This window comes from Sulfitobacter sp. HI0027 (genome assembly GCF_001634775.1).
GTDB lineage: Bacteria > Pseudomonadota > Alphaproteobacteria > Rhodobacterales > Rhodobacteraceae > Sulfitobacter.
Genome location: NZ_LWER01000365.1, coordinates 1 through 15206 on the forward strand (window position 1 = coordinate 1; position 15206 = coordinate 15206).

The window sequence follows — 15206 nt, forward strand, 5'->3', positions numbered from 1 at the left end:
CCATTCGCTGGCCGCTGACCAGACCTTCGGCGATGCAGCGCGCGACAGTCGTCTCAAACAGGTGGCGCAGCAGTTCGCTGTCGCGAAAACGCCCATGCCGGTTCTTGGAAAACGTCGAGTGATCCGGGACCCGGTCGCTCAGATCGAGGCCGCAGAACCAGCGATACGCGAGGTTCAGATGCACCTCTTCGCAGAGCCGTCGCTCAGAACGAATGCCGAAGCAATAGCCGACCAGCAACATCCGGATCAGCAGCTCGGGATCGACCGACGGGCGGCCGGTATGGCTGTAGAAATCCGCAAGGTGGGCGCGGATGCTACTCAGGTCGACGAACCGATCAATGGATCGAAGCAGGTGATCTTGGGGAACATGATCCTCCAGCGAGAACTCGTAGAACAGCGCCGGTTGCGCCTCCTGTCGTGGTCCCATCATCGCCAATACTCCCCCCGAATAAAGGGATTGAATCAGCAGTTCAGGCCGCGATCAAGGAAGAGTTTTTCAACAAAATAGGCTCAAAGCGGACGTAGCGCTTCGAGGCTCAGAAACGCTCAACCGTGGCGTAGCCGCCGAGAGATCGACGGCTGTTGATCAGAGGCTAAGAGCCTTCTCTGCCTCGCCGTGTTCAAAGGCGTCTGCGAGAGACCTCAGATCTTCTCCACCAATACCGAATTGCCGCATGAGAGGTCTCCACCGGTTGGCGATGAGCGAGGCCATCGCACGCGCGCGCTTGCGCGCCTCGTTTTCCGATAGATCGAAAAACTCCGCAGCGGCAACCGCAAGGTCGAGTGACGCCTTAAATGGCCCTTCTTCTATGATCGCCGTCTCAAGGTAGCGATGGCCGCCCGCTTGTGGGTTCACATCGAAGAGCAGAGAGAGCCGCCAAAGGCCGTTGTCGGCATAGATGAACCCGTGGTTCTTCAGGTGATCATCCGTGTTGGTGACAAGGACGTTGAAGACCATTCGGGCCCAAAGCTCATGCAGATCTGCCCGCGCAGCCTTACTGATCATCCGGATCGCCTCTGCGATCTCTGTATAAGAGCCCTGCTCCGCACCGGATCGATTAAGAGCTGTGCGCGCAGAAAAGTAAGGGACACGCGCGCCCGCCCGCCGATCGAAGCGTCTGATCAGGGCCACTGGATGGCCAGAGTTTTCCAGCATTAGCCGTGCGTCTGGCGCTCTCAGACCGCATTCCCGCGCCAACTGTAGCGTCGCGACCTCGATGCGCTCCACAGGGCTCTGGTCTCCCAGAGACGAGAACTTAGCAATCCAGAGCGCGTCGCGGTCCTGCACAGTTGCCTTTGGTCGTGCGCCACCAATCGAGCCGCCGGCGCCTGCGATCAGCTGCAGTTCCTCGCGCGACACCTCGCGTCGCTGTTCGACCCTGACCGCAATCTTCCGTAGTGTGTCAAGCTGGTTGAGGTTCGGCACCGGTGTGCGATGTCCAATAATGATTCCGCCGCCTTCTTCAGTGAACCGGAGTGCACCCTGACGCGTGGCATCATCCAATAGGGTAAGCATGTCGAATTCGCTGAGGTCCGCGCCGTGAACGCGCGCCATCAAGCGACGCCCCCATGCATCAGGGGTCGCATCCTTAAGGACGGAAGGCAGGCTGTCGCGCTGATCGCCTGTGGATGCCTTGGACACATAGGAGGGCGTCAATCCGAGCGGCAGGTGAGGTGCGATCGCGAAGGCTCGGGCATCGTTGAGCCAGCTTTCGAAATATTGAAATTCGGAATGATGACGGCGCGACCCTTGGGTGAACCGCAGCTTACCAACTGGCAAGAGTGCGCTTCCAAGGCAGACATGGGTGACCTTCTGCTCCGGGGTGCCCGGGGCCATCAGAAGCCTACGCCTTCATCATCATCACCGTCGGCCTCATGGTGGCTATCCGGAGCTCGTGCGCCGCCGCGCTTTACATAGGATATCCCCCGCTTAGGAATTGCGTCGAGTGCGAGGGACAGGCCCACAGCATCCTCTTCTATTCGCAGGATCTCCGCGAGGGCATCGGGCTCGCCGAGCGCCGCAAGCACCCCGGCCAGTTTCCCGATGCCCACGCCCGCATCGCCCCGCTCCAGACGCTGGATCGTCTTTTCTGACACGCTTGCGCGTTCGGCGAGATCGAGCATGGCAAGACGACGCGCGAGGCGCGCTTGTTTGATGTTGCGGCCAAGGTTTACCAAAGCTCTCTGGGCGCGAAAATTCGACATTACCGGCCTTATGTGGCTTGTAAAATATTATTACTGGTCATATATGGCCTATTAATCGATGAACTTCAACTAACAAGGTTGGTGCGGACCGATGGGCTCGGCGTATCGTTGCAAGATATGGTTGATCTCTTGCCGCTGTCGGTATCCGAAACGTCACAGCAGGTGAGGGGTTTCAGAGATCACTAACACTACGGCGCCGTGGGCAGGGTCTATTCTTCAAGCCCGTTCTTGGCTTCGGGAAGGTCTTTGTCATAAACAACGTTCCCGTTCTCATCGAGGCCAACTCCAAGCCCAAGGCGCCGCAGTCGTTCGAAAAACGCTTCCTCGTCGGGCCCAGGCTGGCCCATCTTCTTTATAAACCATTCCTCCCACTCGGGGTCTGATTCATCCGGTTTTGGGTCTGTCATCCCGGTGCTCCTACTCTGCTGAACCGAGTTTATCACAAAATTGACGGTAAAACCGGGCGGCGCTAAATCCGCATCATTGCCGCCTAAACACAGTTGGTTAGAAAGCTTGATTGTGGATTAAGAGGTTCCAAAATCGAGATTAACGGGTGATCCCCACCTCTTCTGCGACATGATTCCTACATTGGCTGTAGCGCACATGAGAGAGTATGTGGAAGTGTCACTTGATGAAGGCGAGCGCCGGGGCCCAAGAGATCATTGTGCGGAAGAAGGCCGACCATGCGATATGGGCAAGGAGATAAAGCATGGTGCATGTCGCATCGAAGATTCTCGGAACAGTGAACGCGCCATATGGTGAGAACCTATCCGCTTGTCAGATTGCCACCGCAATCTCGGACATGGAGGCCGCTCAGTCTGCCATGGGGCCGGCCTTCTCCTTCTTCTCTGAAGTCTCCCCGGAGCTTCAGCTGTCCTTCGTGTCAGATATGGGACTGCCCCATGACAAGGTGCGGCAGGTCGCGGAGCACTTTCAGACGCTTTGCCCGTTCCCGTTGGCACTCGCTAAGTAGGAGCGGGTCTTCGTCACAAGCAAAAGGACCCCCTGTAAAACGCGTGGTTCGGTATGGACTGCGACAGAACCGTGCTATGTTCTATAGTGTTCAGTGTGAACCTGGGCGACGGCTCAAAGGAGGGGCAATGGCTATTTTTGACATCATCGTGTCGATCGCTTCAGTCGTTTTGGCTGGCGTGACCATCGCCTATATGGCCTACTTGGCTCGGGTGAGCGGCCGAGATCGTCCGCACGATCCTGAGCGCTTGCGTCGATTTATCGCGAACGCGCCATACAACCTCGACGGTGAAAGACATAGCCAGAAAAGATGATCGGCTTTCTTGCAACTAAACTCTCCTCGGACGTCATCGTGACGGCAGAGATATCTTCTGCGTATTCAATAATTAAAGTCTCCCGAATAGCCTCAAGCTGCTCATCATCCAGATGCCAGACGTCAAACGACCGAGGGCGCTCTCCCCCCCTCTTCAGCCCAGGAAATCAAATCTACCTCGATTCCTCTCAGGGGCGAATAATTTTCGTTGTTCTTAGCAGTATCCTTTCTTGCAGCCAGAGCATTAGATCGAAGCGGATTTCAAAAACTCCTTTTTTTGTTTGCTTGGTAGCATGCCAGCGAGGATGTTACCCGCGCGGCCCGGGAGCCGCATTCTCAGGCAGCAGTAGTTCGACCGACCAGGGGGTTGCCGCATCAAGCGGAGGCCGCCTACAATCCCTTAGACGAAGTTTTCCGCCTAAAGGCTTAGCAAACCGTTTGAAACGTCGGATCAGGGCCGCCGATGACTTCTTTTCTCCAAGTTCTCCCTTGAGCGCATCGATCGTTCCGAACACTCCAGGGGCGTTTTCGACGATCTCTCTCTGTTTGAACTGAGCAAATCCATTTTCGACCAAAGAAATAGCAATTGCGGCGTCGATCCGGTCCCCTTTAAGGGCATTCCACGAGACCAACTCATTTACGGGAAGGCCTGGAATAGGAATATTGCAAACCAGAATGACGCGCTTACGGTAGGCTGCACGCGCCAGTCGGATGCGTTCGACCAATTGGCGCGTTGCGAGTTCACGTGATTGCAATTGCACCCGGCGTATCCTGGGGTCGGGATGACATGGCACTTTCACCGCCATGCCGCTCCCGTCTGCCATTTCATATGGCAGTTCAACCAAGGGTAGCCATTGCCCTCCCTTCATATCCGGCGCCACAAAGTTCAGCGGTTCCCCATGTGTATCTCCCCACAGTGCGCGCCCCTGATCCTCCAGCGTCGAGACAGGCAACTCCTGACGACCAAGAACGATCACTGCGGAGCAGTCCTTGTAGCGGTTCGATCCCAACGACCTACCTCCGAACCAGAGCCATCGTGCCCCATGTAGCTTTGTGCCAAGCATGATCTGGTTGATCTCGGCCTCACTTTTTGAACTGAAATCATGTTTGGCGTCCTCGAAAAATTTCTGCACAACCGCTCGAGTCGCGCCGACAAGCACGCCTGAGTTCTTCGTTTGTCGATCACGCAGCACCTCTCTCGCGATTACCCCTCTGCACCCGTCGCGATGGCTTTTACTGCCCAGTAATGCGGTGATGGACATCTGGTGATCATGGACCTGAACGACATGAGCCTGAGGCCGCAGGGTCAGTTCATGCTCTGCCTGAATATTACAGCCGACAGCAGCCAAGATCTCGGCATCCGCGTCGGCATCGAGCACGAGCGTCGGTTCTTTGTGCGGCAGCGGCTGCTTGCGCATCACGCGCAGAACCTCCTTGTCACCATTTGTAAATAGGCGGAGCCGCTCGCACTCGCTCAGCCCCAAACGCTTTGCCTCGGCCAAAACTTCCCAGACAGCCGCGAAGCGTGAAACCTTCCGATGCGCCCGAGCGGCCTTCTCCAGTTTTCTTTTCTGGGTCAGGAGACACTGGTCCGGGCGAATGTCAGATGCTCGTGCCTGGTCCTTGCGCTCAAGCTCAGCGAGGGCCTCCAAATCGCTTGCAGAATAAGGCAATGCCAACGGGCTTTCCCCAGCACAAAGCTTCCCGACGACTTGCGCTGCCGCCTTCAAGAGATGAGCATGATCTGCGGCGACTGATGTCGGAAAATAGGTCCGGGGTGCCTTGAAGGTGACGGGATCGATGTCTCGGATCCAGAGAAAGTTCTTCCAGAAGGTTTCGTCCACGACCCTTAGTGCCGGGTCTACGCCTGGTTGCTTCGGCAAGGCAAAGTATGCAGTCGCGAGGAAGTGGCAGGTCGCGTCCACTCTGAATTGCCCGAGATATGCGCATCCCTCGAAGTGTTGGCATCGTTCAATTGTGCCATCTTCCGCCTTCCTTTCGCAGAAATGCTCCATTGCGGAGAGCCCAATCCGACTTGCCTGCTCGACCAGCTCGGCCTTGGCGCACATCGGACCATTTCCGTCAGGCCTTAGTGCAGACCTGCCGCGAATGGCTTGGGCAGACAGGCCAAGGCCCTCCGCTTCGCGTGTCGCTTCCGCAGCCAAAGCAAGTGTCGGCACATGGAAGGCAACGTTAACAAGTTGCCCGTCAGCCGCGCGTTCGGCCATAAGCTCTCGCTCAAGTGTGCTCTTTCCGGCCCCGGGGCTGGCCCGAATGACGACGCTGGGCACACCGTCGCCTTCGGTCGCCTCACGCAAAGTTCTGTTCGCTTGGGTCAAAGCCGACCTTAGCACTGGTCGCGCATCAGATGCCGGGGTGAAGGTGGTTGGGCGGCATGCATAAGGCACGTGATAGGCGCCGGAATTGCAGAACCGACCTGAGTTGTCACGGGCCGGCAGGTTTCGGTTTTCCAAAGTCATCGCTCTCTTCCTGTTTTGTTCAGGAGGGAGATGAGTCCGGTTCGGAAGACCGAGAAGAAATAGGTTGGTTTCGGAAAAAAAGGTGTCATTCCGGTAGTAGATACCTCTTACCGGTTTGACACTTTTCCTTTCCAGGGGTCGACGAAGCGCCCTGATCTGCGGTCCATTTTGTGCGATCAGAGGTCCAATTTTATTGTTCCGGAAATTTCCGAGAAAGCCGTCCGGAACCTATTTCCTCCGTAACCCAATGGAGGAACATCATGAAAAAGCCTGTCTATTACACCGCCAACGAAGTCGCGGAAATCTTCAACCGAGATCCTCATACGATCCGGGACTGGATCAACCACGGTTGCCCGACACCAGAAGGTCTTGTGAGGCTTCAAGCCGCGAAGCTCGGCAAATCGTGGACGATCAAGGACGAGTGGCTGGCGATCTTCGAGCTTCGAGTCCGGCCTGACCCTGTGAGGCCGGACCTCGAACTCGAAATCCCCCGCGAACCTGAAAGGGAAACTCCATGACACTTGACCAAACCCTACGCGATTACCTGGAAACCAGTGGCGAAAGCATGCGCGCGTTGTCTCTCCGTGCCGGGCTGAACCCGAAAGCCGTCAGCGACATCCTGAACATTCCCGGTCTTCGGCCGCGCCACTCGACACTTTCGGCGCTATCTGCAGCTACCGGGTTGGATCTGTTTGGAGCGCAAGCGATTGCCTGTGTGACCTATGCCGATTTGATCGAAAAAGCCCTGCGCCAAGGAAAAAATGGTCTCGTTTCAAAGCTACGTTGGTTGTGCCGAAATGCCGGGTGGGCCCCCGAACTGAAACAAGTTTGCAAGCAGGATGTAATTGACTTTTTCGATAACAATGAGGCGGCGCGCTTCAATCTGAGCCGCGGAAGCTATGCAACCTACCGCTCGACGCTCGTAAACGCCGCTGGGCGCGGCCAGCCGCGGGAGCGCAAACGCTCTATCAATGATATAGCCGGGCACTATCAGAGAGCTTATAAAGCCATTCAAGATAGCGCCCTCCCGTGGTCGGCAAAATACGCCTGCGGCCCGTTTCTCGTCTTTCTGCACGAGGAGGGAATTGCTCCGGATGAGATCACCACCGCGACCCTCGCGGCTTTTTACAACTACCGCGTCGAGACATCCTCAAAGAGCGCTGCACGGTGCGAAAAGCAGGTTCGCGAGATATCAACACTGCTGAGCCACCTCTCGTCTGAACCAATGTTGGCGCACCTCGACTTTGCGACCGCTTGCCACCCCTTTGACGACGCACGCGACAAATTCGGTGTAGATGACGCGATACTCGCGCCGCTGATGGAGGAATTCGACACCAGGGTGGCACTCTGGGCACAGGGGGTGGCATCACGCGATGGACTGTCCCGGGCCGAGTTCATTGCGCGAATGGATCAACAAGAGGCTACCGGCGCAATCAGCGACAAGAAGGCCAAGTTGCGCGCCAAACGGCAGGAGAAAGCCGAAAGGCCCGGTCAGTCCACTAAACAGGATGCCCCAAGCCGGTCGGAGTTGTTGCGCCAAGCGGGTTTCCTGGTCGGCAAACACACTTGGAAAGCCGAAACCTTAAAGACACGGCGCGGATACATTAAGTCGCTGGCTAAAGCTGTTGCATCGTCGGCTGACGTCGTGCCCGAGACCATCGAAGAACTCACCGATCCGGAATTCCTCGACGTCGCGGCGGAGACCCTTAGCGAAGTCAACCAAGGCGATTTTCCGAGTGCTTACGTCACAAGCGTTCTCAAGACGGCGCGCAAGATCGCCCGGGACTATCTGAACCGGTCGCCGGAGGACCTCCGTGAACTCGATGATACGATCGCGCTGCATAAGGTGAACTATCAGGGCATCGCACCGCGGAACATGTCCAAGCTCAGGCTGTTTAATGACACCCGCATTCAGCAGACCATCGACCTGAGTGCGATGCTGCTTGCGGACATAGACGCATCGATCAAGGCGAAGCGTAAAGCCTGCCAGAAAAAGAACGGAGTGCTCCCACCGCCTGACGAGGTGCTCGACCCTGACCTCGGTCGAGATATCATGGCCACCTTGGCCCACGATATCTTGCTGGCAAGAGCCCCTCGCAGTGCCAATGTTCTGCGTGCGCGTCTCGATTGGATCGCGTGGTCCGATGGCCGCGCTCGTATCGTAGTGCCCGCTTCGGAAGTGAAGATGCGGAGTGCAGGTGATGCTGATTTGACTGTTCAGCTGGGCACGACGGCGAGCAGACTCCTGAAAACGTATTTAGAGATCGTGCGCCCAACGATGCTGGCACCATTCCAGAAGGAAAACCCATATCTCTTTCCCGGACAGGGAAAGACGAACGCTAATGGCTACTACTCAGGCCTTCTGCATCGGGTGACAAAGAGGTTGCACCAAAAAGTCGGCGTTCGCATCAATCCGCATCTCTATCGCCACCTGATCGGCTGGATCTGGCTGAAAGACAGCCTCGATAACTTGCCCAAGGTGCAACGCCTGCTTGGGCATAAGAAATTGCAGACGACAATCAATCACTATGCCGAGCTCGACGAGAGCCTCGTTTTTGACGAGTGGCTCGCGCGACTGGACAGACGCCCCGCCGCCTGAGGGCGCGAGGCAACCAAAGGAAAGCTTCAAGACATGAATCAACACCTCGCTCTATTGGCCCGTATTCGCTGCGCCGGCCCCGGTTCCTCCCCTCCGGGGCAGGATGACCTCAAGTGCCATCTCAGCGGCAGGCTGCAACAGATCGGAGCGCCTGCATTGATGGAGTTTGCCTACGTCCAACAGGTGGCGGCTGAGGTCTGGGGCGCTGAACGCTGCGCCCATTTTGCCAATGTTCTGCGCGAAGCGCGGGTGACCCCAAAGTCGCCTCGTCGGACCTCATGGCAAACGGCAAGAATGCGCCTTTCCGACCTTCCCGATCAATGGCAACTAATCCTCGCTGAACGGATCGAGGTTTCCGAAGCTGGCGTCCGCAAGAAGGGACAGGTTCTCTGGAGTGCCGCGCATACACAGAACGTCATTCGCGCGTTGAGCGGATGGGTTACGTATTGCAGAGCGCAGGATCTTCCGATGTCGCCAACCGGTGGAACGCTCGAGGGCTACGCAAGGGTAGTGACTCAGAAGGCTTCGGTAAGAACGGCGTCAGATTACATCAGCCGCATACTTACAGGGATCAAGCTCGTCATGCCGGGGTTCTCCTCGCAAGCCTGCGAGTTTGTGGCCTGCGATTGGCGTGAACGCGCGGCAGAAGCCGGCTCCACGACGAAAACAGGCGCCCAACTCGTTGGTGCTTCGCGGATCTATGATCTTGGCTTCGACCTTATGCAGCAAGCCCGGTCCCGTCATCTTCGCGGCCTGCATGCCGCGAAGGATTTTCGGAACGGCATCCTTCTGAGTGTCGCGGTTGCATTGCCACAACGTGCCCGGGCACTGTCCGCGCTTGCGTTCGACCGGACCATCGATATTCCATGTGAGGGAATGGTGCACATTCACCTCCCGGCCCGCATGCTGAAGTTGCCTGAGGGTCAGAAAGCGGGAGCCCCGTTTGATCGAACCCTATCCAGTCAAAAGCTCGCGTCTGCACTGGAGGAATACAGGCATTCCTATCGCCCACTGTTTGACGATGGAGCCTCTCTATTTCCGTCCATGCACGCGCGTGGCGCAGCAATCAGCGAGGCTCAGATCGGTCGGCTTACAGGCGATTTGACAGAGCGCGCTTTCGGTGTGCGTGTCTCAGTCCATCGGCTGCGTGACAATGTCGCCACTGAAGCCAGCGAGCACCTCGTATCGGGTGGGCGTGCCGCCACGGCCTTGCTCGGCCAGCGCGACGAGCAAACGGCCCAGCGGCACTACGATCACTCCACAGGTCTCGCGTCGGCTCAGGAATTCGTTGACATGGTCGAGCGACAACGTAGCTTTGAAGTCGAGCTTGATCTGTGACGACAAGGCGGCAGCGACGGCGCATACCGCTGTCTTTCGCCGGAAATTCCCTTATTTCCGAAGGGTGTTGAAAACGCCCAATCATCATCCGCACGGGATGGACACTGGGTGTTCTCAACACTTTCCCGCCCTCGCCGGAATTTCCTCAGCACCCTGAACACGACTTAGCCGGGCCTCAACAAGAGTTCGGACTGCCTACTATCAGCCCGATGGTATGGGCGCTCGTCTGTTCCCGCGCTTGGCAAGAGGCACGCCGAAAAAAACCGTTTCGCGTTTCCTAAAAAGTTCCAATCTCCCGACTACCCAAATGGGCAAGCAACAAAAGGAACGAAACCATGACCACTTATATCGAACTTGAAGGCATCGAACCCACGGAACTTAAGAAGACCGCTGGCGACCCGGAAGCATCCGCAGCGCTGAACTCAAACTACCAGGATGCCGAGGCCTGCCGCCGGGTTCTCCTCGGCCAACAGAAAGCACAGGAGGCAGTTAGGGGGCTCTCAACGAGCGAGGCGATTACGATCGCCCTTGCCTTCGGGCGGGATGACCTGCTCCCAATGTCCCATCGCGACTTCCGTTCGGCTTGGCGCCGCATCGACAACCGGCAGCGCCGACTGGTGGATGTCGCGGTGAGGGCAAAGTGGGCGATGCAATACGAGAGCCCTGCCTGTAACGGGTAACATAAACTTCCAGCGAGCCGAACCTCTCTGTTCACGTTCGTCAATTGGTGGGGAGGGCGGCTGGCCGCGATCCAGTCCGACCTTCCTAACTGCGCATTGCAAAATTGGTTGATCTCACAAAGGTCATAGGCGCCATCTACAGGCAAGCGTTAAGTTAGCTCTCGCATTGGGCCGAAACATTGTTGCGACCGGCCAAAAGCCGCCGTTCCCCAACTATCTCTATGCTGCGGCGCGGCCCCGGAGGCCGGTGCGGGTCAATAAGTTGCTAAGTAGAAGCGGCCATTCAGACAGCGATGTTGCGATCCAACGGCATCGCCGGATAGAATCGGCCGATAGTCTGATTGCGGAACATCTGATGCAGGAAATCGACCCCAATGAACTTGAGCATGCGCACAACCGTCGGCCCCACAGGTTCTATATCTCGAAGCGCTTCGGTTTCCCAGGACGTGATGCCGTCTACCGTTTCGGTTGGAAACGTTTCGAGGTGGGTCCATTGAAAGAGCTTGTAAAGGAAGGTGAGCAATACGTCCTTCATGAGACGCAGACCGGTATTCAACAGGTAAAGGCGCGCTTCGTCGAGGACGGGCGGGGCATTACGCATCTCCACATTCAGAGATGGAGCACAAAAACTGGGAACCCGATTGGCGATCAGGTCGTGCTATATGGTGAGCAGATCGCGAAGCTAATGACGTTCTTGGATAATATTCGGCGCGTCGAAATCCCAGGCCCTGATAAGTTCACCGTCAACGAAGCCGATTTGCGACTTGTTCATATGCCAGATGATGCGGCCAGAAAGCTTCTCCAAGATCGGCCCGATATAGTGGCCGAATTTGCACGCAGCGAGATCACCACCGAAGACGTGGTAGCACTCGCCTTCCGTCGTGAGCAGTTAAAGCTTTTCTCTGACATGCTCGACGATCACGGCGAAATTTCCGAGAACGACTGGCAGGCGTTCTTTGAGCGTAATCAATGGATTTTTGGTTATGGACTCAGCTACATTTTCACGACCGGTCTTGACGGCCGGAAACTGCAACAAACGATTAGGGGGTCGAGTCTCGTCACGCCGGGCAAGATCCCGGACGGTATTATGAAGACACGTGCGGCTATCAACGCGTTGTGCCTTGTCGAGATCAAGAAAAGCTCTACAGAACTTCTGAGGAAAAGCGAATACCGCCCTGGGACTTGGGCACCCTCGATCGAGCTGAGCGGATCAGTGGCGCAATGCCAGGAGACTTTGCGTGCCGCAAGCGAAGTTCTCGACACACATCACAGCCTTACCGATGAGCAAGGTAACCCTACCGGCGAAGAGCTTATGTCGGTCCAGCCAAGATCATTTCTCGTCGTCGGCAATCTGAGGCAGTTCCATACCGAACACGGTTTGAACTCTGCTCGCTACAGGGCCTTCGAGGACTTCCGCCGCAATCTCCTCCAACCAGAGATCCTTACCTTCGACGAGCTTTATGAGCGTGCTCGCTTTATCGTCGATCATGCAGCGGCGTCCAGCAAGCAAACTACTGATGATGAAGCCGAAATTCCGTTTTGAGAGCCTCGCCCTTGCGCCTACAATGCGAGTTTACTGAGCACAACACATCGGCCGGAGCTAATCTACGCGGCGCCGCCAGATCGGAATTGAGGTATGTCTCCGCCGTAGACGCAAACGGCCCAAACCGGACACTCACATCCCCTTTCGACGCCACAGCACGGCTTCACCAGATCGGCCATTCGTTAATTCCGCGACGCCGCGCGAGAAATACCTATCGCCAAGATTACGCTGCGCTCCCGCAAACACCCATACATTGCATGGATAGTTAAGCCGAAAGACGTGCGCATGCGGGCTCCTGCCCTCCGAGTTGCGCCTCGCTAAACCGTGGCTTTTCCATCTGCGCACAGAGGTTGTGTGAAAACAACGGAATGTGCTGGCGGCGAAGTCTTGATATCGGAAACCCAGTCAAGACATGCGAGGGTCCGATGATATCAAACACAACCGCCAGCTACGGGCGCGTCGCCCGTTTTTTCCATTGGAGCATCGCGCTCCTGGTGCTGTCAGACATAGCACTTGGATTGATCGGGAAGTTCACGCCGCGTAGTGGCGATACCGTGGCCTTCCTTCAGCTGTTGTATTCGACCCATAAGACGATCGGCGTGACGATCTTGGCTTTGGCAGTATTGCGGGTCGGCTGGGCAATCTCGCAACCGCGTCCCGTGCCTCTCCATCCCGAACGGCGCCTCGAAACCTTCGCCGCGGACACGGCGCATTGGGTGCTCTACGCCGCCATCTTCGTGCTCCCGCTTTCCGGCTGGGTGATCCATTCGGCCGAAGTGGGATTTGCGCCAATCTGGTGGCCCTTCCCCCAAAGCTTGCCGTTTATTCCAAAATCGGAGCGCCTTGCCGGTGCGGCAGCCAATGTTCACTGGATTGCGGGGATCGTTTTGGCAACGATGGTCGCGGCGCATATCGGGGGCGCAATTAAACACGCGCTGATTGACCGCGATGGCACCTTGGCCCGCATGTGGAACGGACGGGCTGCCGGCAAGGCGGCCACTCACCCCGGCAAGACGGCCTCCGTTCTCGCCGCAATAGGGATCTGGACCTTTGCAATCGGCGGCGCCCTGACCGTGTTTGGCCCCGCTCACAACGTGGAAGCCGCGTCACAATTCCCTGCTAAACAGACCGAAGGATGGGTCGTGCAGGACGGCAGCCTGTCGATCACAATCAAGCAAATGGGGGCCGAGGTCACCGGCGGATTTGCCAATTGGCAGGCTGAGATCGAGTATGATGAAGTAACCCGAACAGGCGCCGTTAAGACGGTGATCGATACGACCTCCCTTACACTTGGGTCCGTGACGGACCAGGCGAAAGGCCCCGAGTTCTTCGATGTCGCCGCCCATGATACCGCCGTGTTTCAGGGCAACATCGTGCAAATCGGCGGACCGAAGCACCAAGCCTCCGGCTCCCTGACACTGGTCGGGCAGAGTGTTTCCGTCACGCTCGACTTCGATCTCGAGGTGACAGGACGCACGGCCAAAGCCTCGGGCGGCACGGTTCTGGACCGCCGTGACTTCGGCATGGGAATGGCCTATCCGGACGAAAGCTCTGTCGGGTTTGCTGTGGAGGTCCGGATAGAACTGGTGGCAACTAAGCCAGAATAGACCCTGCACCATCGAGACGAAAAAAGGGCCGCGCGAGGAATCGCGCGCCCCTTGTGGTAAAGTATGAGGCTTCGATTATTTAGCGGGCACCATTGCTTCGATCGAGATATCGATCGCAACCTCATCCCCGACAAACGGGGCGAACTGGCCCATGTCGAAATCCGAGCGCAGCAGCTTCGTCGTCGCGTCAAACCCGGCCCAGGGCCGGTTTTCCATCGGATGATCGCCCAACTGGTTCAGTGTTGCGTCCAAGACGACGGACTTCGTAATGCCATTCATGGTCAGATCGCCGGTGATCTTGCCGGTCTCTTCGTCTGTTACTTCGATTGACGTTGAGGTGAATGTCACCAAGGGGTTCGCTTCGGCGCCGAAGAAATCTTCACTCAGAAAATGCGCTTCGCGGGCGGGCCAGCCGGTGATGAGGCTCTTGGCGGGAAATGAAACAGAGACGCTCGATGCTGCCGGGTCTTCTTGGTCCAGCTCGATACTGCCCTCGAACCCAGAGAACATGCCTGTGGTGGTCGAGAAACCCAAGTGATTATAGCTGAACACGATCTGGCTATGGGATGGATCGAGCACATAGGTCATCGTTTCAGCCTGCGCCGCAGTCGCGAGTGTTGCGCCCATTGCCGTCGTAAGAAGGAAGTTTTTCATCTGAATCTATTTCTCCGTTTGAGATGCATACGTCACGTCAGTTGCACCTAATTCAGACGCAAAAATACGCAACTCTCTACCTTCAAACACACTCTGTGCGTTATCGAACAGCGGGGGGGGGATGTTTACCAGCAGGCGCAAAGATATCTGCCCAAAGAAGCCCTGAGTTCCATCTCGAAAGCAGTGTCCCAACAGTTGGTGTAACTCCCACTGGTAGCGCGGGCTGAGCGGAGCCTTCGCATAGCGAAGCGAGGCCCGTGCGGGTCCCTTGGCGGCCATGGTTGTTCTTCGGCTAAGGTTTGGTTTGCGGACCTAACTTTGACCGAGGAGAACGACCATGACCAAGAACAGTCTATCAGATACTGCCGCGCTGCGTGCGCTTTTGTCAGAGACATCTGACAGCAACCTGCTTGCCGAGATGCTCGGTTTCGTCGCCGACCGCCTCATGGCGCTGGATGTCGACCAGCTCTGCGGTGCCAGTGCGCACGAGCGAAGCAGCGACCGCATGAACCATCGCAACGGATACCGGTCCCGAGCTTGGGAAACGCGTGCAGGAAGGGTCGACGTGAAGATCCCGAAGCTGCGCAAGGGCAGCTACCTGCCCGAGTTCCTTGAGCCCCGCCGGGCGGCGGAGAAAGCCATGACGGCTGTCATTCAAGAGGCCTATGTTCAGGGCCTGTCGACGCGCTCCGTGGATGATCTGGTCAAGGCTATGGGAATGACTGGCGTATCGAAGAGCCAAGTCTCGCGGCTCTGCGGCGAGATTGATGAACGCGTCGATGCATTCCTGAACCGCCCGCTGGAAGGCGAATGGC

General features: G+C 57.1%; 15 protein-coding genes. 9 read left to right on the forward strand and 6 right to left on the reverse strand.

Annotated features, from left to right (window positions below):
* The 4 genes from A3722_RS17075 to A3722_RS17090 all read right to left on the reverse strand — a co-directional run.
* Positions 1-430 (reverse strand): transposase (locus A3722_RS17075; RefSeq protein ID WP_150120537.1); only part of this gene is annotated, 430 nt, incomplete at its 3' end.
* Between the two features lie 156 nt (positions 431-586).
* Positions 587-1837: a type II toxin-antitoxin system HipA family toxin gene (locus A3722_RS17080; RefSeq protein ID WP_067628415.1), complete on the reverse strand. Its 1251-nt coding sequence runs from the start codon at positions 1835-1837 to the stop codon at positions 587-589.
* Positions 1837-2205 (reverse strand): helix-turn-helix domain-containing protein, encoded by a 369-nt coding sequence (locus A3722_RS17085; protein ID WP_067628416.1) that lies wholly within the window; start codon positions 2203-2205, stop codon positions 1837-1839. Before A3722_RS17085 ends, A3722_RS17080 begins: the two co-directional genes overlap by 1 nt.
* Before the next feature lie 209 nt (positions 2206-2414).
* Positions 2415-2612, reverse strand: a complete 198-nt coding sequence (locus A3722_RS17090; protein WP_067628418.1) for a hypothetical protein — start codon at positions 2610-2612, stop codon at positions 2415-2417.
* A 302-nt stretch (positions 2613-2914) separates the two neighbouring features.
* Here A3722_RS17090 and A3722_RS17095 point away from each other — a divergent pair, with 302 nt between their 5' ends.
* Together A3722_RS17095 and A3722_RS17100 are read left to right on the forward strand one after the other, a co-directional pair.
* A complete protein-coding gene (locus A3722_RS17095; protein ID WP_067628421.1) occupies positions 2915-3178 on the forward strand; it encodes a hypothetical protein in 264 nt (87 codons plus the stop codon).
* Positions 3179-3305: 127 nt separating this feature from the next.
* Positions 3306-3491 carry a hypothetical protein gene (locus A3722_RS17100; RefSeq protein ID WP_067628424.1) on the forward strand — a complete coding sequence of 62 codons (186 nt, stop codon included), beginning with the start codon at positions 3306-3308 and terminating at the stop codon, positions 3489-3491.
* Positions 3492-3798: 307 nt separating this feature from the next.
* Here the strand turns inward: A3722_RS17100 and A3722_RS17105 are convergent, their stop codons facing one another.
* Positions 3799-5829, reverse strand: coding sequence for a hypothetical protein (locus tag A3722_RS17105; protein WP_150120229.1), 2031 nt, complete (start codon positions 5827-5829; stop codon positions 3799-3801).
* Between the two features lie 401 nt (positions 5830-6230).
* On the opposite strand from A3722_RS17105, the gene A3722_RS17110 reads away from it, so the two are divergent.
* From A3722_RS17110 to A3722_RS17135, 6 genes are all read left to right on the forward strand, one after another.
* Positions 6231-6488: a helix-turn-helix domain-containing protein gene (locus tag A3722_RS17110; RefSeq protein WP_067628428.1), complete on the forward strand. Its 258-nt coding sequence runs from the start codon at positions 6231-6233 to the stop codon at positions 6486-6488.
* Positions 6485-8569 carry a site-specific integrase gene (locus A3722_RS17115; protein WP_067628431.1) on the forward strand — a complete coding sequence of 695 codons (2085 nt, stop codon included), beginning with the start codon at positions 6485-6487 and terminating at the stop codon, positions 8567-8569. Before A3722_RS17110 ends, A3722_RS17115 begins: the two co-directional genes overlap by 4 nt.
* Before the next feature lie 33 nt (positions 8570-8602).
* Complete coding sequence (locus A3722_RS17120) at positions 8603-9907, forward strand: hypothetical protein (RefSeq protein ID WP_067628433.1); 1305 nt, start codon at positions 8603-8605, stop codon at positions 9905-9907.
* 335 nt (positions 9908-10242) lie between these two features.
* Positions 10243-10587, forward strand: a complete 345-nt coding sequence (locus tag A3722_RS17125; RefSeq protein WP_067628436.1) for a hypothetical protein — start codon at positions 10243-10245, stop codon at positions 10585-10587.
* A gap of 355 nt (positions 10588-10942) precedes the next feature.
* Entirely contained in the window at positions 10943-12130 is a 1188-nt protein-coding gene (locus tag A3722_RS17130) for a Shedu immune nuclease family protein (RefSeq protein ID WP_067628438.1), read from the forward strand.
* Positions 12131-12555: 425 nt separating this feature from the next.
* Positions 12556-13737: a cytochrome b/b6 domain-containing protein gene (locus A3722_RS17135; protein ID WP_067628440.1), complete on the forward strand. Its 1182-nt coding sequence runs from the start codon at positions 12556-12558 to the stop codon at positions 13735-13737.
* Positions 13738-13812: 75 nt separating this feature from the next.
* Here the strand turns inward: A3722_RS17135 and A3722_RS17140 are convergent, their stop codons facing one another.
* Positions 13813-14391 carry a YceI family protein gene (locus A3722_RS17140; protein ID WP_067628442.1) on the reverse strand — a complete coding sequence of 193 codons (579 nt, stop codon included), beginning with the start codon at positions 14389-14391 and terminating at the stop codon, positions 13813-13815.
* A 337-nt stretch (positions 14392-14728) separates the two neighbouring features.
* Here A3722_RS17140 and A3722_RS17145 point away from each other — a divergent pair.
* Positions 14729-15206: transposase (locus tag A3722_RS17145; protein WP_201722064.1), on the forward strand; the 478-nt coding region annotated here is incomplete at its 3' end.